At 64.8% G+C, this 19,470-nt stretch carries 18 protein-coding genes and 1 pseudogene; 8 read left to right on the forward strand and 11 right to left on the reverse strand.

Translation table 11 applies throughout. From position 1 onward, the window contains the following. Window positions 1-11: 11 nt before the first annotated feature. From HDG39_RS22555 to HDG39_RS22585, 7 genes are all read right to left on the reverse strand, one after another. Window positions 12-1,799 (reverse strand): AMP-binding protein, encoded by a 1,788-nt coding sequence (locus HDG39_RS22555; RefSeq protein WP_184008769.1) that lies wholly within the window; start codon window positions 1,797-1,799, stop codon window positions 12-14. Window positions 1,800-1,836: 37 nt separating this feature from the next. Then, window positions 1,837-3,138 (reverse strand): acetyl-CoA C-acetyltransferase, encoded by a 1,302-nt coding sequence (locus tag HDG39_RS22560; protein ID WP_184008771.1) that lies wholly within the window; start codon window positions 3,136-3,138, stop codon window positions 1,837-1,839. 59 nt (window positions 3,139-3,197) lie between these two features. After that, complete coding sequence (locus tag HDG39_RS22565; RefSeq protein ID WP_184008773.1) at window positions 3,198-4,133, reverse strand: MaoC/PaaZ C-terminal domain-containing protein; 936 nt, start codon at window positions 4,131-4,133, stop codon at window positions 3,198-3,200. A gap of 14 nt (window positions 4,134-4,147) precedes the next feature. Continuing rightward, window positions 4,148-5,563: a 3-oxoacyl-ACP reductase gene (locus tag HDG39_RS22570; protein ID WP_184008775.1), complete on the reverse strand. Its 1,416-nt coding sequence runs from the start codon at window positions 5,561-5,563 to the stop codon at window positions 4,148-4,150. A gap of 144 nt (window positions 5,564-5,707) precedes the next feature. Next, a complete protein-coding gene (locus HDG39_RS22575) occupies window positions 5,708-8,206 on the reverse strand; it encodes an acyl-CoA dehydrogenase (protein WP_184008777.1) in 2,499 nt (832 codons plus the stop codon). 212 nt (window positions 8,207-8,418) lie between these two features. Then, window positions 8,419-9,282 carry a TetR/AcrR family transcriptional regulator gene (locus HDG39_RS22580; RefSeq protein WP_184008779.1) on the reverse strand — a complete coding sequence of 288 codons (864 nt, stop codon included), beginning with the start codon at window positions 9,280-9,282 and terminating at the stop codon, window positions 8,419-8,421. Between the two features lie 299 nt (window positions 9,283-9,581). Beyond that, on the reverse strand, window positions 9,582-10,832 hold the full coding sequence (locus HDG39_RS22585; RefSeq protein WP_184008781.1) for an MFS transporter: 1,251 nt from the start codon (window positions 10,830-10,832) through the stop codon (window positions 9,582-9,584). A 370-nt stretch (window positions 10,833-11,202) separates the two neighbouring features. Between HDG39_RS22585 and HDG39_RS22590 the strand changes: the two genes are divergently transcribed. Together HDG39_RS22590 and HDG39_RS22600 are read left to right on the forward strand one after the other, a co-directional pair. Continuing rightward, complete coding sequence (locus HDG39_RS22590) at window positions 11,203-12,612, forward strand: 3-deoxy-D-arabino-heptulosonate 7-phosphate synthase (RefSeq protein WP_184008782.1); 1,410 nt, start codon at window positions 11,203-11,205, stop codon at window positions 12,610-12,612. Between the two features lie 160 nt (window positions 12,613-12,772). After that, a complete protein-coding gene (locus tag HDG39_RS22600; RefSeq protein WP_018418326.1) occupies window positions 12,773-13,018 on the forward strand; it encodes a hypothetical protein in 246 nt (81 codons plus the stop codon). 132 nt (window positions 13,019-13,150) lie between these two features. Here the strand turns inward: HDG39_RS22600 and HDG39_RS22605 are convergent, their stop codons facing one another. After that, window positions 13,151-13,546 carry a DUF6566 family protein gene (locus HDG39_RS22605; protein ID WP_184008783.1) on the reverse strand — a complete coding sequence of 132 codons (396 nt, stop codon included), beginning with the start codon at window positions 13,544-13,546 and terminating at the stop codon, window positions 13,151-13,153. A gap of 224 nt (window positions 13,547-13,770) precedes the next feature. Between HDG39_RS22605 and HDG39_RS22610 the strand changes: the two genes are divergently transcribed. From HDG39_RS22610 to HDG39_RS22620, 3 genes are all read left to right on the forward strand, one after another. Further along, window positions 13,771-14,145: a phage holin family protein gene (locus HDG39_RS22610; RefSeq protein ID WP_184008785.1), complete on the forward strand. Its 375-nt coding sequence runs from the start codon at window positions 13,771-13,773 to the stop codon at window positions 14,143-14,145. Beyond that, a complete protein-coding gene (locus tag HDG39_RS22615; protein ID WP_260328184.1) occupies window positions 14,142-14,444 on the forward strand; it encodes a hypothetical protein in 303 nt (100 codons plus the stop codon). Before HDG39_RS22610 ends, HDG39_RS22615 begins: the two co-directional genes overlap by 4 nt. A 255-nt stretch (window positions 14,445-14,699) precedes the next feature. After that, the gene (locus tag HDG39_RS22620; protein WP_018418322.1) at window positions 14,700-14,888 is read left to right on the forward strand and encodes a hypothetical protein; all 189 of its coding nucleotides are present in this window, start codon (window positions 14,700-14,702) and stop codon (window positions 14,886-14,888) included. A gap of 237 nt (window positions 14,889-15,125) precedes the next feature. On the opposite strand, the gene HDG39_RS22625 is transcribed toward HDG39_RS22620, so the two are convergent. Beyond that, window positions 15,126-15,428, reverse strand: a complete 303-nt coding sequence (locus HDG39_RS22625) for a DUF4148 domain-containing protein (RefSeq protein WP_184008787.1) — start codon at window positions 15,426-15,428, stop codon at window positions 15,126-15,128. Window positions 15,429-15,665: 237 nt separating this feature from the next. Beyond that, the gene (locus HDG39_RS22630) at window positions 15,666-16,400 is read right to left on the reverse strand and encodes an SDR family oxidoreductase (RefSeq protein WP_503125004.1); all 735 of its coding nucleotides are present in this window, start codon (window positions 16,398-16,400) and stop codon (window positions 15,666-15,668) included. On the opposite strand from HDG39_RS22630, the pseudogene HDG39_RS36060 reads away from it, so the two are divergent. From HDG39_RS36060 to HDG39_RS22645, 3 genes and pseudogenes are all read left to right on the forward strand, one after another. Then, window positions 16,340-16,468 (forward strand): annotated as a pseudogene (locus HDG39_RS36060) (LysR family transcriptional regulator); the annotation flags it as partial. The gene HDG39_RS22630 and the pseudogene HDG39_RS36060 overlap by 61 nt on opposite strands. A 292-nt stretch (window positions 16,469-16,760) precedes the next feature. Continuing rightward, on the forward strand, window positions 16,761-17,777 hold the full coding sequence (gene pstS, locus HDG39_RS22640) for a phosphate ABC transporter substrate-binding protein PstS (protein WP_184008852.1): 1,017 nt from the start codon (window positions 16,761-16,763) through the stop codon (window positions 17,775-17,777). 190 nt (window positions 17,778-17,967) lie between these two features. Further along, a complete protein-coding gene (locus tag HDG39_RS22645) occupies window positions 17,968-18,396 on the forward strand; it encodes a YciI family protein (protein ID WP_184008854.1) in 429 nt (142 codons plus the stop codon). Window positions 18,397-18,552: 156 nt separating this feature from the next. Here the strand turns inward: HDG39_RS22645 and HDG39_RS22650 are convergent, their stop codons facing one another. Continuing rightward, the gene (locus tag HDG39_RS22650; protein ID WP_184008789.1) at window positions 18,553-19,284 is read right to left on the reverse strand and encodes a GlcG/HbpS family heme-binding protein; all 732 of its coding nucleotides are present in this window, start codon (window positions 19,282-19,284) and stop codon (window positions 18,553-18,555) included. Between the last annotated feature and the right edge of the window lie 186 nt (window positions 19,285-19,470).

Raw genomic sequence — 19,470 nt, forward strand, 5'->3', positions numbered from 1 at the left:
GCTTATTCCCGTCAGGCAGACTTCTGTTTCGCGAGCTCCTCGTCGCGCAACGCACGGCGCAGAATTTTGCCGACGTTGGTTTGCGGCAGCTCGTCGCGGAATTCGACGAGCTTCGGCACCTTGTAGCCAGTCAGATTCTTGCGGCAGTACGCGATCACCTGCTCGGCGGTCAGTGCCGGCGTGCGCCGCACGATGAACACCTTCACGCGCTCGCCCTGCTCGGGGTCGGGCACGCCGATCGCGGCGACTTCGCGCACTTCCGGATGCGCGGCGATCACGTCCTCGATTTCGTTCGGATACACGTTGAAGCCCGACACGAGGATCATGTCCTTCTTGCGATCGATCAGACGGATAAAGCCGCGCGAGTCCATCACGCCGATGTCGCCGGTCGCGAGCCAGCCGTCGTCGTCGATCACCTTCGCGGTTTCGTCGGGGCGGTTCCAGTAGCCCTTCATGACCTGCGGGCCCTTCACGCACAGCTCGCCCGCCTCGCCGATATTGGCCCAGCTGCCGTCGTCTTTCCTGAAGCGCACCTGCGTGGACGGCGCGGGCAAGCCGATCGAGCCCTCGAAGTCGCGCAGATTGGTCAGATCGACCGGATTCATCGAGACGATCGGCGAGCACTCGGTGAGTCCGTAGCCCTCGACGATCGGCTTGCCCGTCACCGCCTTGAAGCGCTCGGCGACGGCTTTCTGCGTCGCCATGCCGCCCGCCATCGCGAGCTTCAGGTCCGAGAAGTCGCGCCGACAGAATTCCTCGTTGTCGAGGAACGCGTTATAGAGCGTGTTGACCGCGGTCATGCCGGTGAATTTTTCGTGACGGATGATCATCATCACGCGCTTCATGTCGCGCGGATTCGCGATCAGGATGTTGCGCCCGCCGAGCCCCATGAAGATCAGCGCATTCACGGTCAGCGAGTAGATGTGATAAAGCGGCAGCGGCGTGAGCACCGTTTCGCCCTCGCCGGACAGCTGCCCCGCGGCCCACGCCTTGGCCTGCAACAGATTGGCGAGGATGTTCCGGTGCGTGAGCATCGCGCCTTTCGCGACGCCGGTCGTGCCGCCCGTGTATTGGAGGAACGCGATGTCTTCGTGGGTCGCGCGCACCGGTGTGTGCGGCCGTGCATAACCGGCCGAAAGCGCTTTCAGGAGCGGCACCGCCTGCGGCAGCTTGTAGGCGGGCACCATCTTTTTCACGTGACGCAGCATGAAATTGAGCAAGTGTCCCTTCAGGTTCGCGCCGTCGGCGAGCAGATCGCCGAGCCCGGTCACGATCACGTTGCGCACCTTGGTGCCCGGCAACGCATCTTCGAGCGTCTTCGCGAAGTTCTCGAACACGACGATCGTCTGCGCGCCGCTGTCTTTCAGCTGGTGCGCGAGTTCGCGCACCGTGTAGAGCGGATTCACGTTGACGACCACGGCACCCGCCTTGATCGTGCCGAACAGCGCGACCGGGTACTGGAACGTGTTCGGCAGCATGATCGCGACGCGCTCGCCCGGCTCCACGCCGATGCTTTGCAGGTACGCCGCGAACGCGCCCGCCTTGCGGCCCAGCTCGCCGTACGTCAGGTTCGCGCCGACGCTCACGTACGCGACGCGCTCGCGGAACCGCGCGGTGCATTCGTCGAAGAACTGGTCGATCGACTCGTATTGCGTGACGTCGATGTCGCGCGGCACGTCGTTCGGATAGGACGCGTACCAGATGCCGTCGGTGTTCGGAGCGGGGTGGGGCACCGGGTTTTGACGAGGCGTGCCGCCTGCGTCCGGCACGTGCAGCGGGGCTTGGGTGGGCTCGGTCATCGGTTGCCTCCTGAAAATGTTGGTATGCGCTGCCGCGCTAGCGTTCCAGAATCGCGACGACCCCCTGGCCGCCCGCCGCGCAGATCGAGATCAGCCCGCGTGCGCTGCCGGCCGGTTTGTCGAGTTGCGCCAGCATCTTCGCGAGCGCGGCGACGATACGTCCGCCCGTCGCCGCAAACGGATGGCCGGTCGCGAGCGAACCGCCGTTCACGTTGAGCCTGGTGCGGTCGATCGCACCGAGCGCGCCGGCGAGGCCAAGCTGCGTGCGGCAATATTCGTCATCCTGCCATGCCGCGAGCGTGCACAACACCTGGGCCGCGAACGCTTCGTGGATTTCGTAGAAATCGAAGTCCTGCAACGTGAGACCGGCGCGCGCGAGCATGCGCGGCACCGCGTAAGCGGGCGCCATCAGAAGGCCTTCCTGCCTGTCGAAAAAGTCGACCGCCGCGGTTTCCGACCAGCTCAGATACGCGAGCACGGGCAAGCCGCGCTCGGCCGCCCACGCTTCGCTCGCGAGCAGTACCGCGGATGCGCCATCGGTCAGCGGCGTCGAGTTGCCGGCGGTCAGCGTGCCCGCGTCGCGGTCGAACACGGGCTTCAGGTTCGAAAGCTTTTCGAGCGACAGGTCGGCGCGCAGGTTGTTGTCGCGCGCGAGGCCTTTGTACGGCGTCATCAGATCGTTGACGAAGCCGCGCGCGTACGCATCGGCGAGCTTGCGATGGCTCTCGTACGCGAGCACGTCCTGCGCCTCGCGCGAGACGTTCCAGCGCTTGGCCATCAGCTCGCAATGCTCGCCCATCGACAGCCCCGTGCGGGGCTCGCCGTTGCGCGGCAACAGCGGCTTGAACAACATGTCGGGCCGCAGCCTGCTGAGCGCGGCGATACGCTGACCGGTACTCTTGCCGCGATTCGCTTCGAGCAGGATCTTGCGCATGCGCTCGTTGACGCCGATCGGGGCGTCGGACGTGGTATCGACGCCGCCCGCGATGCCCGCGTCGATCTGCCCGAGCGCGATCTTGTTGGCGACGAGGATCGCGGCTTCGAGGCCGGTGCCGCAGGCCTGCTGCACGTCGTAGGCGGGCGTTTCCTTCGCGAGCGTGGTGGACAGCACGGACTCGCGCGTCAGGTTGAAGTCGCGCGAATGCTTGATGACGGCGCCCGCCGCGACTTCGCCGAGACGCACGCCGTGCAGGTCATAGCGATCGATCAGCCCTTGCAGTGTGAAGGTCAGCATGTCCTGATTCGATGCGCTCGCGTACGCGGTGTTCGAGCGGGCAAACGGAATCCGGTTGCCCCCGATGACGGCGACGCGGCGCACGGCAGGTTGCGGGTGGGACATGCTCGGCTCCTTTGGGTCGTTCCCAGATTATTGGTCGATGCGAACGGCGCGCTCGCGGTTCACAGCAGCCGCCACTGCATGCGCCCGCGCAAATGCGGCTTTTCCCCGGCGATATCGCGCACCTCGAGATCGCGCTCGATCAGCGAAGGCGATGCGCTCCACAGCGACGCTTCGCCCGGCAGCAGCATCGGCACCCTGAACTCGGCGCTGAGTGTCGCTTCGGCGAGCGGCTTCGGCGGCTGCAGCGACGACGCCGCGCGCGCGAGCGTCCACATGCCATGCGCGATCGCGCGCGGAAAACCGAACGCCTTTGCCGACAGCGCGCTGATGTGGATCGGGTTGTAGTCGCCGGACACGCTCGCGTAGTCGCGGCCCAATTGCGGCGCGAGTTGCCAGCGCGCGATCCGTTGCAGCGCATCGGGGCCGAGCGTCAACGCTTCGAGCGGATGGCCGAGCGCCGGCACCGCGCGCTTCAGATAGATGCTGTCGCCGTCCCACACCGCCTCGCCGCGCCGATAGATGCGCGTATGCACGACGAACGCCTGACCTCTGTCGTGACGCAGTAGCGCGCCGAATTCGACCTCGATGCGCAGCAGGTCCTTGTAGGCGAGCGGGCGGCGCAGCCGCACATGATTGGCCAGATGCACGAGACCGAGCGCGGGCCACGGAAACGCGGGGTCGGTCAGCATCAGCAGATGCAGCGGAAACGCGAGCAGGTGCGGGTAGGTCAGCGGCACGCCGTGCTCGGGAATGAAGCCGCACACGCGCGCATAGCGCCACACGGGGCCGGGCTCGAGCACGACGGCGGGGCGCACGAGCCGCAACGGCGGCAGCCGCGTGTCGCGGCCGCGCTTGACGATGCCCGTCAGCGCGCGCCCGTACAGCTTTGCCGGCGCGGGCAGCGTTTCGATGACGACGGTTTTCGGCCGCGCGCCGTCGCCGCCCGGCGCGGGCGCAAGCTGACGGCTGCCGAACGGATCACGCGGTTCGTTCATACCCATGCTCCCGTTCAGGCGCCAATCACGCTTTGACCGCACACGCGCACGACCTGGCCCGTCACGCCGGCAGAGCCCGGATGAGCGAGCCATGCGATGGTCTGCGCGACGTCGACGGGCTGGCCGCCCTGGCTCATCGAGTTCATGCGGCGGCCAGCCTCGCGGATCGCGAGCGGAATCTTCGCGGTCATCTGCGTTTCGATGAAACCGGGCGCGACCGCGTTGATCGTGATGCCGCGCGCGCGCAGTGGCGGCGCCATGCTCTGCACCCGGCCGATCACGCCAGCCTTGGACGTCGCGTAGTTGGTCTGGCCGCGATTGCCCGCGATGCCGCCGATCGACGACACCGCGACGATGCGCCCGCCGTCGCGCAAGATGCCGCCCGCGAGCAGCGCGTCGTCGATGCGTTCCTGCGCGCTCAGGTTGATGTCGATCACGCTTTGCCAGACGGCGTCGGTCATCTTCGCGATGGTCTTGTCCTTCGTGATGCCGGCGTTGTGCACGACGATGTCGACGCCGAGCTCGTCGAGCGCGGCGGCGATCTGCGCGGGCGCTTCGGGCGCGGCGATGTCGAACGCGAGCGGGCTGCCGTTCAGCCGCCGCATCGTCGCATCGAGCGCGTCGCGCGCGGACGGAATGTCGAGGCCGATCACATGCGCGCCCTCGGCCGCGAGCACGCTCGCGATCGCCGCGCCGATGCCGCGGGCCGCGCCCGTGACCAGCGCGCGCCGGCCGGCGAGCGGCTGGCGCCAGTCGAACGCGGGCGCGTCGTGCGGCAGCGCGCCATGTGCCGCAATCCGCACCACCTGACCGGACACATAGGCCGAGCGCGGTGACAGGAAAAAGCGCAGCGTCGCCTCGATGGCGTTTTCAGCGCCTTCCTCCACGTACACGAGATTCGCGGTGATGCCGCGCCGCGCTTCCTTGCCGAGCGAGCGCACGAGCCCTTCGAGCGCGCGCTGGGCAGTCCACTGACGCGGGCTCGCGCAGGCCTCGGGCGGCCGGCCCAGCACGACGATGCGCCCACACTTGCCGAGCGAGCGCAGCGTGTCGTGGAAAAAGCCGTGCAGCGGTTCGAGCAGGCTGCTGTCGTCGATACCGCTCGCGTCGAACGTCAACGCGGCAAGCTTGCCCGGCGCACCGGCTTCGGCCGGCTCGAAGCGGCCGGTCATCAGGCCGTGGCGATGGGCGAGCGGCACCCAGAGCCCGGCGCTTTCGTGCGCGACGCTCGTCATGCCGATGGTGGCGATCAGACTCGCGAGCGCGTCGAACAGGCGCGGCTCGCGGCCCGCGCCGATCGCGATCAGTCCGTCGAACTCGGGCCGATCCGCGCGATAGCGTCGCAGCACCTCGGGCTTCGGCAGCCCGAGCGAGCGCGCGAGACGGCCGCCGAACGGCGAGTTGACGAACTTCAGGTAGGAGTCGTTCATGTTATCGGTTGCTCCGCTGGACGCGCCGCGGGCAGCCCCGTGATTTTCAAGGGCGCCGGACGTGTGTCAGTGTGCCTTGAGTTGCGTGACTCGGGTACGGTTTGCCGCGCCGGGTCGGTAGTTTTTTCTGCGTGAGCGCGGGCATCAGGCCACCAGCTCCAGCGCCTTTTCGAGCGCCTGCTTGCGCTGTTGCAAGCTCGCGAGCAGGTCGAAGTCGGCGGGGAAATCGTCGACCTTGACGACCTGCGCGCTGTAGCGCGCGTAGTCGTCGAGCACGCGCCGCTCGTCCGCGTCGACGAGGCCCTGGCGTTGCGCCGCATCGGTCCATGCGGCGAACTGCGGCAGGCTTTGCGGCAGCGGATCGAGCAGACCCTGCTTCACCGCCTCGCGCAGCTTCTGCTCGATCCGCGTGAACTGCGGATTGAGCGCGAACGCGAGCTCGCCATAGCCGAGCGCATCGACGTCGGGGTGCGGCACGTACGAGTCGGCGACGAGCCGCTCGCGCGCGGCGCCGGGCGTTTGCATCAGTTCGGCGATCTCGCTGCCGAGCCGGTCCGACGGCTCGCGATGCGGCAGGCCGAACGGGAATGCGAGCACACGCACGAGCGTCGCGGCGACCCGGTTCGGGTAGTTCGCGAGCACGCCGTCGAGCGCGTGCTGCGCCTTGTACAGCGCATCCTCGACGCCCCACCGCACGAGCGGCAGATCGTCGTGCTGTCGGCCTTCGTCTTCGAAACGCTTCAGCGTCGCCGAGATCAGGAACAGCTGCGACACTACGTCCCCGAGGCGTCCCGAGATGCGTTCGCGACGCTTCAGATCGCCGCCAAGCACGAACATCGACACGTCGGCGAGCAACGCCAACACGGTCGACAGACGCGTCGCCGCGCGATAGTACGCATGGAGCGGCGCATACGCGCGGCGCGGCTTGGCGATCAGCGCGCCGCCGCTCAGCCCATACACGGCGCTGCGCACTACGTTCGACACCGTGAAATTCAGGTGGCCGAAGAACGCCGCGTCGAACTCGCGCAAGGCTTTCGCGCGATCGGGCTCGCGCGTTGCCGTCATTTCCTTCAACACGTACGGATGGCAGCGAATCGCGCCCTGGCCAAAGATGATCAGACAGCGCGTCAGAATGTTCGCGCCTTCGACGGTGATCGAGATCGGCAGCTGCTGATACACGCGCGCCAGAAAGTTCGACGGCCCCATGCAAATACCCTTGCCGGCGACGACGTCCATGCCGTCGTTGATGACCATGCGCGCGCGCTCGGTGATGTGATATTTGGCGATCGCCGAAACGACGGACGGCTTTTCGCCGAGGTCGACCGCCTGAGCGGACAGGCGGCGCGCGGCGTCCATCACGTACAGGTTGCCGCCCATGCGGCCGAGCGCTTCCTGCACGCCCTCGAACTTGCCGACGGCGGTGCGGAACTGGCGCCGAATCGCGGCATATGCGCCGGTGCCGCGCACCGCGAGCTTCGCCATCCCGACGTTCGACGACGGCAGCGAGATCGCGCGGCCCGCCGCCAGACACTCCATCAGCATGCGCCAGCCGTTGCCGACCTGGGCGCGTCCGCCGATCACCCAGTCGAGCGGAATGAACACGTCCTTGCCCGAGTTCGGGCCGTTCTGGAACACCGCGTTCAACGGCCAGTGACGGCGGCCGATGTCGACGCCAGGGTGGTCGGTCGGAATCAGCGCGCAGGTGATGCCGGGTTCGTCGTTCGCGCCGAGCAGATGGTCGGGGTCGAGCGCGCGGAACGCGAGGCCGAGTACGGTCGCGATCGGCCCGAGCGTGATGTAGCGCTTGTCCCACGTGACGCGAAAGCCGAGCGTCTCGCGGCCCTCGTGCAGGCCCTGGCAAGCGATGCCGACATCGGGAATCGCGGCGGCGTCGGACCCGGCATACGGGCTCGTCAGCGCGAAGCAGGGGAGTTCCTCGCCGCGCGCGAGACGCGGCAGATAGTAGTTCTTCTGCGCGTCGGTGCCGTAGTGCATCAGCAACTCGGCCGGGCCTAGCGAGTTCGGCACCATCACCGACACGGCCGCGGCCGAGCAGCGCGTCGCGAGCTTCATGATCACCTGCGAATGCGCGTACGCGGAGAACTGTTTGCCGCCGTACTGCTTCGGAATGATCATGCCGAGAAAGCCGTGCTGCTTGATGAACTGCCACGTTTGCGGCGACAGGTCCTGCCAGACCATCGTGGTTTCCCAGTCGTTCGCGAGTGCGCACAGCTGCTCGCATTCGACGTCGAGGAACGCCTGCTCTTCGGCGCTGAGCATGGCCGGGCCATAGCCGAGCAGCGTGTCCCAGTGCGGGCGGCCCGAGAATAGCTCCGCGTCCCACCAGACCGTGCCCGCCTCGATCGCGTCGCGCTCGGTCGGCGACATCTGCGGCAGGATCTTGCGGAACGTGTCGAGCACCGGTTTCGTGAGCCATGCGCGGCGCAGCGGTTTGATCGTCAGCACGAGGGCGGGGAGTACGAACACGATCGCGAGCAGTGTCGTCGGCAGCGGGCCGGCCGCGCCGCTCACGAGCGCGGCGGCGACCCAGACGATCAGCGCCGCGAGCCACCATGAGGCGCGGGCCTGAACGTAGACGAGAGCGAATGCGGCGATGACGAGCGCCAGGATGAACCACGGCATGACGTTTCCTCCTCTGTGGTGACGCAATCGCCGGGCCAGCTGCGAGTCGCGCTCTTGCGTCGGGCGTTATCGTGTCTTACCGACTCGACTGACGGGCACGGCGCAGGTGCGCAACGTGGATGTACTGCTCGGGTAAGCGAACTCGTTCGGGTTCCATGTACAACGTGTGGTGGTTACGTCCAGTGATGACGCGATGTCGCCGTGAGATGTCGTCAGGCGGTGCCGTGCAGCCCATGCCGATAGCTTGCCGGCGCCGCTTCGATAGTGCCGCCGCGGCTTTTGCTGTCGAACGTGTCGCGTGCCACTGCGCAACCGGCCGCCTCGCCGCTGTTGTGTTCTTGCGCACTAGCGAACGTGCCATCCACGCCGCCGTCGGTCGCATCGCCGAGCACGGCGGCGAACGCGGCCAGTTGCGAGCCGTCCGGCAGCGGCGCCTTCAGAGCGGAGACCATCAGCGACGCAAGGCGCGCGATGAGCTGCAGATCGTTCATCGACTTGCCTTGCGAGAACTCGGCAATCAGGCTGTCGGGATCGGTGCCGGCGAGCACCCCCGACAGCGCGCCGATCGCGAAATGCAACCGCCAGCCGAGCTCCTCGCGCGGCAGATGCGGCAGCGCCCGCTGGAACGCGTCGAAGAAGCGCATCGCCACCGCTTCGTAGTGCGCGTTCAGAAAGTCGCGGATGAACGACGACGGGTCGGTGTAGGCGCGCCCGAGCAGGCGCAGATACGCTTTGCCGCCGACACGCGGATCGCGCGACAGACGCAGCGCCGGAATGAACATCGCGCCGAGCACGTGCTCGCAGGTCAGGCGCGCGCCGAGCATGACGTCGAAACGGTCGAGCAGCTTCAGGCGCTCGTGGTTGAGCTGATCGAGCCGGCGTGACAGCATCGAGTGAATCAGCGATTCCTTGCTGCCGAAGTGATAGTTGACCGCCGCGAGATTGACTTCGGCGCGCGAAGTGATCTGGCGCAGCGACATCGCCTCATAGCCGGATTCGATGAACAGCGTCTCCGCGGCGTCGAGAATGCGTGACTGCGTATCGCCGGCATGCCGGCCGGTTGTGCGAACTGCCATGTTGCCGTCTCCCAGTTGCCGGGGCTGCCGGCTCGCAAACACGCGATTCAAATCGATATTTGAAACGACCGTTTTTTTTAGGATAAGAAAGGATGGTCGGTGCGATCAAGTGACGGGCTCGACGAACTCCTCTAGAAGACCTGTCGGGGAGCCATGCTGGCGAAGCGCGGCGCGTCGTGCCGCGCGGAAAATAAAAAGACCGTTCCGAACGAATCGGAACGGCCTCGTGTTGTGTTGCGATGTGATCTGGCCTTGCGCTCGGCGACCGGGTTGACCCGGCTCCCGAAAGCCTCAAGCTCTTAAACTCGTCCTCCGACCGCGCCGCCCGTCGATTCCGCGCCGACGACTTCACGCGCGGACTGCGTCATGTCGATGCCGCGGCGCTCGCGGCTGAACGGAATCAGCGCGCAGATCACGAGCGCGACGATGCCGATCACGACCGCCATTACGAGCGCGTAGTCGTTGTTGTGCATTTCGGCGATTTTCGCTTGCAGCGGACCGTTGACCGACGCGATCAGATTACCCAGTTGATACACGAGACCGGGGAAGGTCGCGCGGATTTCATCGGGCGAAATTTCGTTCAGGTGCACCGGGATCACGCCCCAGGCGCCTTGCACCGAGATCTGCATCAGGAACGCGCCGAGCGCGAGCAGCATCGGCGTGGTCGAGAACGCCCACAGCGGCAGCACGGGCAACGCGATCAGCGCGGCGATGAAAATCGCGCGCTTGCGGCCGATCTTCTCCGACGCCCAGCCGAAGAACAGACCCCCGCAGATCGCGCCGATGTTCAGTGTGATCGTGATCCACGACACCGTGTGCGCGTCGAACTGGCGCTGTACGCGCAGGAAGGTCGGATACAGATCCTGCGAGCCGTGCGAGAAGAGGTTGAACGCGGTCATCAGGATGATCGCGTAGATCGACAGGCCGACATTCTTCTTGAGCGTCGCGACGAGGCCGGGCCGTACCTTCTTTTCGAGCGTCTGGAACGCGGGCGACTCCGGCACGTGCGCGCGAATGTACAGCACCAGCAACGCGGGCAGCACGCCGACGAAGAACATGCCGCGCCAGCCGATGTATTGATAGAACAGGCCGAACACGATCGACGCGAGCAGGTAGCCGCTTGGATAACCGGCTTGCAGAAGACCCGAGACGATGCCGCGCGACTTCGGCGGCACGGTTTCCATGGTCAGCGCGCCGCCGACCCCCCATTCGCCGCCCATCGCGATACCGAACAGCGCGCGCAGCACGAGCAGCGTCATCAGGTTCGGCGACAGACCGGACAGCAGTTCGAGCAACGAGAAGCACGCGATGTTGACCATCAGCGTCGGACGGCGGCCGTATTTGTCGGCGAGCCAGCCGAAAATCAATGCGCCGAGCGGGCGCATCATCAAGGTCAGCATGATCGCGACCGCGACGGACGGAATGTCCGTATTGAATTCCTGCGCGATATCTTTCAATACGAACACCATCAGAAAGAAATCGAATGCGTCGAGCGTCCAGCCTAGATAGGCGGCGATCGTGACGTTTCTCTGTTCCCGAGTCCAGCTCATTGATTGTTCTCCTGAGTCTCCACAAACCGCGTTTGATCGCGGACGGCACCGTAGTCCTTGCGCCTTATGGCAAGGCTTCCCGGCGAGTGTACGCCGAGCATTAAGCGCCTGCATGGTTGAAGCCGGTTTTTTCCGTGCTAATCCGGGACAGCAATTTTCGTGCTGAATTCGTATTGCATGTTTAATGTCGGAAAAATGTAATTGCCGGTTCGATTTATGTTTGTGTTTTGTAATGTTTATCGGGATTTCCCCGCGCCCATTTTTTATGAAGTTTATGGCAATGGCGTTTTGACGGGGCGACCCGTGCCGGTCCGCGCGCCGCATCGAACCTTCATGTACAGTTATTTCGCCAACTGATCGACATATCGCTATGTCCTTGACGCCATCGCCTTCGTTGCTCGACGAGATGCTCGACGCTGTCGCGCGTCGCTATCGCCTGCCGGCGCTCGCGGCGGTCTGCGCGCCGATGCAGCAAGCGAGACCCGCCACCGTGCTCGCGCTCGCGATCGAGCAGGCTCGCGAGGCGAGCGCGCGTGGCGAAGCGCCGGATGCGGCGAACCAGCGCTTCTTCGTCGAGGCGCTCGCGCGCATGATTCGGGAGGCGATGCGCGAGGAAGCCGGCGATCCGGTGTTTCAGGCGATGCTGCTACGGCATCGCAGCACGGTGGTGCGCGAGTACGCGTCGCTGGCCGCGCACGCGAGCGTCGATCGCCGGCTGATCTACGCGGCCGTCAATGCGATCGCACATCCGGCCAAACAGCAGCGGCTGCTACCCGGCCCGCAACGCGACGCGCTGGCGCGTCTGCACGCGCTGGCGTTTGCCGAAGCGTGGCCCGAACTGGCCGAAGCCGTGCAAGCTTGCATCGATACGCCGCAAATCGCGCACGACGCGGCGCTGCAACGCGGCCTCGCGCAATTGCTGGAGAGTGCCCCTTTGCAGCGCTTGCGCCGTCTTTACGCGCTCGCGTCCGACGAGCGCGTGCGTCAGTACCAGACGCTGTGGGATCGCCAGGGGCCGCGCCCGGGAAGCTCGACTGCCGTGGCACGAGGCTTGAGCTCGAAGCAGCGCGGCGCCGCGGTCGAGGCATCGGCCGCCGATGCGCTCGACGCGCTCGCGCGGCGCCTCAATGATGCGCAGGGTGCGCTCGCCTCGTACCGTGTCGTGAACTCGATGCGCGTGCCGGCCGCGATACCCGCGAGCCACGAGCGCGCGAAAACCGAATGGGACGTGGTGCTGCTGCGCCAGGCACAGCCCCCGGCCGACGCGGCGGCGTGGGACGTCTGCCTGCTCGTCGAAGCGAAGGCATCGGTCGATGCGGCCACCACCGATCTGCCGCGGCTCGTGCGTGGACTGACGCTGCTTGCGCATGCGGACCCGCACACCGTCTACCCGTTTCGGACGCAGCAGGGGACGGTGGGTTTGAGCGGCGCGTCGCTCGCCGCGCTGACGAGCGACGGGGCCGGTCTTCGCAGGACCGTGCTCTATTGCTGCGACGCACCCGTCGAAGCGGCGCCGCGCGTCCTGAGCCCTGCGAGCCGGATGCAGCTGCTGTCGGCGCACGCCAGCCTCGATTTCGCGGGCGCACTGGCGGACGGGCGCGACGCCGATTGCGCGGTGCTGGAACCGGTGTGGCATCAGTTGCTCGAATCGCCGAGATGGCGGACGGCGCTCGACCAGTACGCGACGCTGCGCGAGGTCCGCGAATTGATGGTTCATCCGGACGACTTGCGGGCCGCCGTCGGCATCGCCGACGCAAGATGGTTGAGCGCGGCGCGCTAGGCCTGCTTCGGTTGTCAGTTCGACGCGCTCAACCCATCGTCGACCGGCAGATTGACGCCCGTGATGAAGCGCGCGTCGTCGCTCGCGAGAAACGCGATTGCATGAGAGGTGGCGCGCGCGTTGCTCGTAGCGATAGATCTTCGAGCAAAAAGGAGTGGTGATGGAAACGCCGTCGAAGCGACTGTCGGACACACAGGTGCAGGTTGCCAGCAAGATCTACGGATTTCGCTCGCCACAGGAGGCGGACCGTTTCGTGCAATGTCTGCGCGACGGCGACGCGAGCCGCTGCGTCGCGGACGTTCCGCCCGAGACAGCAACCGATGCCTATCCCCCCGGAACCCGCACAGGGTCGGGCGCGGGCATGACGATCGGGCCGCCCCCGGGCGGGCTCGATAGCGACGAGTAACGCGTTTGCGCCGGGTCGCCGGCGCGGGCACGGTTCTGACGCCTCGGCGATCAGAAAAACAATCTCGACCCGGGCCATCCGTCGAACCTGCAATCACGACATTTGCGACGTGCGCGTATAGCGACGTGCGCGTCAGCGCACAGGCCCCAGCGACGCCGACAGAGAGCCGCCGCTCAGTGTCCGGTCGATCAGATAGCGGCCCTGTTCGATGCCGGCGCGCAACGCTTCCGCCTCGGTGAGCCATTCCGGCGTCACGGGCTCCACGTTGGCCAGATTGGCGGGTAGCTCCAGCGGCCGACCCTCGCGGGAAATCGACACGTCGGCGATCCAGGCGCCTCGGGAGTTCCGATGCGCGGTCACCGTGATCAGCGCGCCGCGGTGCGCGTCGTGCATCGCGTGGTGGGAGTCGCGCTCGGCGCGCGCGGCCGGCATCGCGCGGCCGTCCGCGGTAGCCATGTCGGAGCCGGTCTCGCCGATGCTGGCGTCGGCGCCGCGGTCAGTGTGATCGGTTGGGGGGAGCGGGGTCATGCTGTCCTCGGGGGGCGAATGATCTGCCTGATTCGAGCAAGACCTGTGCCGCCAAGGCGAACGCGTGCATGCATCCGTCCAGGCACGGGCACGCGGCGTGCGATCGCTCAGCGCGGGCCCGGCCCTTGCGCCGCGTTCAACGCTGGCGTCGCTTTGCTCTGTCGGCCCAGGGGAGAAGTCTTTGCTGATGGCGGCCGGCGCAAATGAATCGTAAGGAGGACGGCATGTCGATCCATGCGAAGGTCACGAGGTGGCGCAACGTCGGGCGATTCTGTGTCGAACGCGTCACCGACTATAGCGAACTGTTCGCGCTGGAAGTCGAGGAGACGCGAAAGCGTCTGGTGCGCGAGTTGAGCGCACTCATGGCGTTGGCAGTCGCGGGCCTGTTCACGCTGTCCTTCTTTTGCATCGCGATCATCGCCACCGCGTGGCAGACGCCTTACTTCCTTGCGGTGGTCTGGGGCGTGGCCGCCGGGTGGCTGCTCGTGTGCATCGTGTCTTTTCTCGTCTTGCGGGCGCAGAAACCGGCGCAATCGCTTCACGTCCTCAAGGCCGAGATTCACTCCGATCTCGACGCTCTCAGGGAGTCGCTCAAATGAGTCAGCCACGTCACGCCAATGAGCTTGCGCGGGTCACCATTCTGGAACGCATGGAGGCATCGCGAGCCGCCTTGCTCGTGGCGAACCGGACCGCCGCGTTGCCGGCGCTGCGGGCAGCCTCGCGGTCCTCCGCCGGCAATGTGCTCGCGTCGCTCGCCGAGGCGCCGCATGTTGCGCTGCTTCTCGCGCTGGTGATCGGCGGCATCGTGTTGGGGCCGCGCCGCACGCTGTCGATCGCGGGCCGTTCCGGTCTTACGGCGTGGATTGCCCGCAATGTGCGGCGGTCGATCGCGCAGTGACGCCCTGAGCGAAAGCAGCGATCGGAGAATGCAAAGCAGAATCGTCTGGTTCGTGAACCCACGGCGAGGACGCACGGGTGCTATCTGATCACGAGCGCCGCCGGTCGTCTCGATTCGGCCAGCAGGCGTTAGTGAGTCGCGGGCATGTTTAGACGTCGGGTCGCTCGCGAGCGTTTTCGGACGACTCTTCGAACCGTGTGCAACCCTTCCAGCCTGCCAGACTGGAAGTTCCCCATGCAAGCCATGGAGGGAGATATGACGACCGTCTACGTCGTAAAGACCGGCGAAAAGTTCCTCTGCACCGCAGAGGACGGCGATATCGGCATGGCACCGGAGATTAAGGAAGCCACGTCCTTTCGCTCGTACGAGGAAGCGAATAAAGTCGCGAACGAGCACGCCGACCCCGGATACGAAATCCTGACCATCGACGTTAACAAACGCTGACGACGTGTTAGCTGTTCGCGCCCAGGCGCTCAGCGAAACGAGGCTGGCAATACAGCAGGCGCCATCCGACATGGCGCTCGGGTCGGGTGCGTCCGAAATCGTCGTCATGACGGCTTCGGGCATTCAGGCGGCGGCAGCCGAAACCACTCTGCAAGCGCGCATAGCACGACACTCCACGCCGTCCCCGGCTGGGCGGACGGCATGCTCTGCATCGTCGATCTGGTCAGACGGGCAGGCTTACGATCCGCCAAAGAACACTGGCTTCATCCCACTCGTGCTGGCCGGGTGACCCATCTGCTGCGTACCGTTGGTCGCAGGGCCGTAGCCGCTGCTCTGGCCTGCGGCAGTGGCGTTGGTGGTCGGCATGTAGGTAGGAAAGTCGACGGTATTCGCATTGGCCGGATTGAAGCCGGCTTGCTCGAGCTGAGCGATTTCTGTCTGCACTTGCGCGTGCGTCAGCGCCCCGTCCGACTGCGCCAGCGATGCAACTGGCACGGCCATGAGCGCGACCGCGCAAGCTGTGTGGACTAACGTCTTCATGATGGCCCGCCTCCTTGTTGGTTACTCCGGCTGACTCGCGCTTCGCTTTTCGCGGTCCAGCTGATCAAAGATTAGGTGAGGAACCGTACAGTGGTCGTTTATTTTTCATGGTAGCGGCCGCGCATCCGATACCGTACCTTCGGACACGAGCCGACATCATCGAAGCGTGGGTCAAGCAGCCGTTCGCGGGTCGTCGTCGAACATCCGCATTCCCGCGGGTGCCGTCGTCAAGAAAGCTCAGGTGCGCGTAATCGAAACCCCGCCGTCCACCAACGAAGCGGTACCCGTCACGAAGGACGAATCGTCGGAAGCAAGGTAGAGCGCCGAGCGGGCAATCTCTTCCGGCTTTGCGACCCGCTTGAGCGCGTGCAGCCCGGTCACAAACGTCTGCGATTCGGCCGTATCGTTCATACCGCGATACATCTCCGTGTCCACCGCGCCCGGGAGGATCGCGTTGACGCGCACGCCTTGCGGGTCGTATTCAGCCGCGAGCGCCTGCGTCAGTCCGATCAGGCCGGCTTTGCTCGCGGCATAGGCGGCGGTCCCCGGGAAGGCGAACGAGTAGCCGACGAACGTCGACGTGAAGGTGATCGACCCACCGCCTTGCTTGATCATTTCAGGAATCTGATGCCTGGCGCCGACAAACGCACTCGTCAGGTTAGTGGCCAGCGTCGCCGACCAGCCCGCTTCCGATACGCCTGTGGACGGTCCCATTTCACCGAGCGTCCCCGCGTTGTTGTAGGCGATGTCGAGGCGGCCGAAGCGGCTGACGGCGAGTTCGACCAGCGCTTTCGCGAATTCTTCGGATTGCACGTCCCCGGCCAGGGAGACAGCCGTACCGCCGTCGCGAGCCGGCGTTTCTGATCGGCGAGGACCTACGCGCAGGCCGGCTCGTCCAGGTATTGCCTGAATATCGTTTGCCGGATATCGATGTGCTCGCGCTGTATCCGAGCCGTTGCCACGTGAGCGCAAAAGTTCGTGCGGCAATCGATTTCCTGGTCAACGCGTTTTCGGGCGTGCCACCGTGGGACGAGACGTGAAGGGATGTCTGATGCGTGTCGGCAATCCGGAAACCGGATGCCTGCAATTATGGAAGAGGCCGCCGGGCACGCCGCGTTCGATAGCATGATTCAACTGGAATTCGGCCTGTCACCGTTCTTTAATGTGCCGTATGGTGCGTCATGCAGGAGACCTGGCACACCCGATGAAAACTGCACATTGAATTGCCGGCACGGTCGCCCTCCAACGAGTTCATGCGGTGGCAGGTCTGGATCAGCGATGTCCCGGAACAAGAACCGACGGGAGACATTCGTGAGAACATCCGACGCCATCATGGCTGGTCTGATCTGCTGTTCATGCGCAGCCGCGGCCTACGCCGCCGACATTAAGGGAGTCGGCAGCACGTTCGCCGCTCCTCTCTACACCCGATGGGCCGCCGACTACCAGAAGTCGGGTGGCAGCAGGGTGATCTATCAGGGCACGGGTTCGTCCGATGGGCTCAAGCAGGTCATCGCCCGGGAAGTCGACTTTGCGGGCTCGGACGCGCCACTGACCGACGATCAACTGACCCGCGACGGCTTGCGGCAATTTCCAACCGTAATCGGCGGCGTGGTACCCGTCGTGAATCTTCCGGGGCTCAAAGCCGGCGAGGTGATGTTGACGGGGCCGGTGATCGCCGAAATCTTTCTCGGCAAGATTCAGTTCTGGGACGACCCGGCAATCGTGCGGTTGAACCCAAATATCAAGATGCCTAACTACCCGATTGCCGTGGTGCGTCGCCAGGATGGCTCGGGCACGACGCTGATCTGGACTCACTACCTCGCGCAGGTCAGTCCGGAATGGAAGCGCAGGGTAGGCGAAGGCACCAGCGTGCGATGGCCGCTCGGCATCGGCGGTAAAGGCAACGAGGGCATTGCCACGTACGTCGGCTATCTGCCCGGCGCAATCGGCTATGTCGCATGGGATTTCACGAAACAGAACCGCTTGAAGTACGTTGCCATGACCAATGCGGCGGGTAATGTCGTTCAGCCCAGCGCCGCGACCTTCAAGGCAGCCGCGGCGAGCGCCGACTGGTCGGGTTCTCTCTCGCAATCGCTGACCAACCAGCCGGGCAAGGATGCCTGGCCGGTCATGGGCGCGACTTATGTGTTGCTCCCCGCGGCGCCGATCAAGCCGGGCCACGACGAAGCCACCTTGAAGTTTTTCGAATGGGCGTTGAGTCATGGTGGGCCGACGGTCAACGCGCTGGATTACGTACCGCTTCCGGAGCTGGTCGTGACGAAGATCCGCGCACAATGGCCCGCCGATACAGGCGAAAAGTCGGTGCAAAAAGCGTTCGCTGTGCCGTGACCACCTTGTGGCGGATCGGGGCGTTCTGTCAATGCTCACGGCTGCCAGACGACTTTGCGCTCTTCGAGAAACGTTCTGAAAAATCGCGCAATCGTGTCTTGCGCGTGTCGATTTCTCCTATGATCATTCGTCGTAGTCACTGGAGGCGCCGTTGCCTCCAGACACTTTCGTCTTCAAAGGGAAAACCCAAATGCGCGTCATGGTCATCATCAAGGCAACCCCCGAATCGGAAGCCGGGCAAATGCCGAGTACCGAACTCCTCACGGCGATGGGGCAGTACAACGAGCAATTGGTCAAGGCCGGCATCATGCATGGCGGCGACGGGTTGAAGCCGAGTTCGGCCGGCGCTCGCGTGAGGTTTTCAGGGAAGGACCGCACCGTCATCGACGGCCCGTTTGCGGAAACCAAGGAATTGATCGCCGGGTACTGGCTCTGGCAGGTTCAATCGATGGACGAAGCGATTGAATGGGTAAAGCGCTGCCCGAATCCGATGGTCAGTGATTCAGAGATCGAGATTCGCCCGTTCTTTGAGCCTGCGGACTTTGGCGAAGCTTTTACGCCCGAGCTTCAAGACGAGGAAAATCGTCTGCGCAAGCAAATTGACGGGCAGATCCGTTGACGATTTTCACCGCATCAGTCTGCGGGTACGAGCGCAATCCAGATCCGACTGTCTGAGACGCTATGCGGGCTTCCGATACGTAGTCCGGAAGCCCGATGCCACGGGTCGATGATTGCCGTCGTCAGTGGGTGTCGCCGGCCAACCGTTCGAAGCCGGTCAGTGCGAAGGTATCTGCTCGATCTTATCGGCGCTCAGGTCGCTCGGGAAGCAATGAGGATGCTCAAAGCCCATCGGAGATCCGCTCGTTGAATAGACGATGTTATCCGTGTTGTTCGGGCCTTGGCCGGCGGGTACAGTGCCGAGCCCCGCGAGCTTGCGCATGCGATAGGCAATCGCATGATCGGCGCAGGCGCTATCGCCGCTCACGCCCAATCCTCCGATGACTTTCCCTGCTGCATAAAGCGCGACGCCGCCGCCGAAGGTAATGACGCCGCCAAGCGTGTGTCCGATGCCGCTGCCCTGTTCGAGGAAGCGCGCGTTAAAAGGATTGGAATTATTCAGGCCGTAAAGGGAGCCGCCCGGCTGGGTGGCCGCGTAGAGATTTGCCGTCGATAGTGCGAGTGCGTCGTTGCTGAAACCGTTCGCGGTATAAGCCTTCGCGATTGCAATGGCCCGGCTACCGGGCCAGGCGTCGCCGGTCACGATCACGGAACACAGATGCCCCTGCCGATCGACAATGGCCGCCCACATCCGGTTAGGCTTGAAGATCCCGCCGTTCGCATCGGGCAGGTTCACGACCGTATGCAACTGCTTTTCCACCAATGCGACCGTACCTTGAGGCAGCGTGCATCGGGCTTGTGGGACATCATCATCGCCAGAGGCACGACTTTCGTGCGAAAAGGACGCAATACAAAACGCTGCGACAGCGACGGTAAGCATCTTACGCATGACGATTCTCCTGACGATCGATTTGACAGCAGGCACGCTGTGGGCGAGAACGCGAACAACCAATAGGACAGCCAATGAAATAAACAACTCATCGCTGTTGAATGTCGGTGGCGAGTTCCCGGCAGCGAACGTATCTCGTTGATCCGGGACTTCGTGTAAATAGTGAAGACCATTATGCAAGGGCAA

The organism is Paraburkholderia lebeckiae, from assembly GCF_014201005.1.
Lineage (GTDB): Bacteria > Pseudomonadota > Gammaproteobacteria > Burkholderiales > Burkholderiaceae > Paraburkholderia > Paraburkholderia tuberum.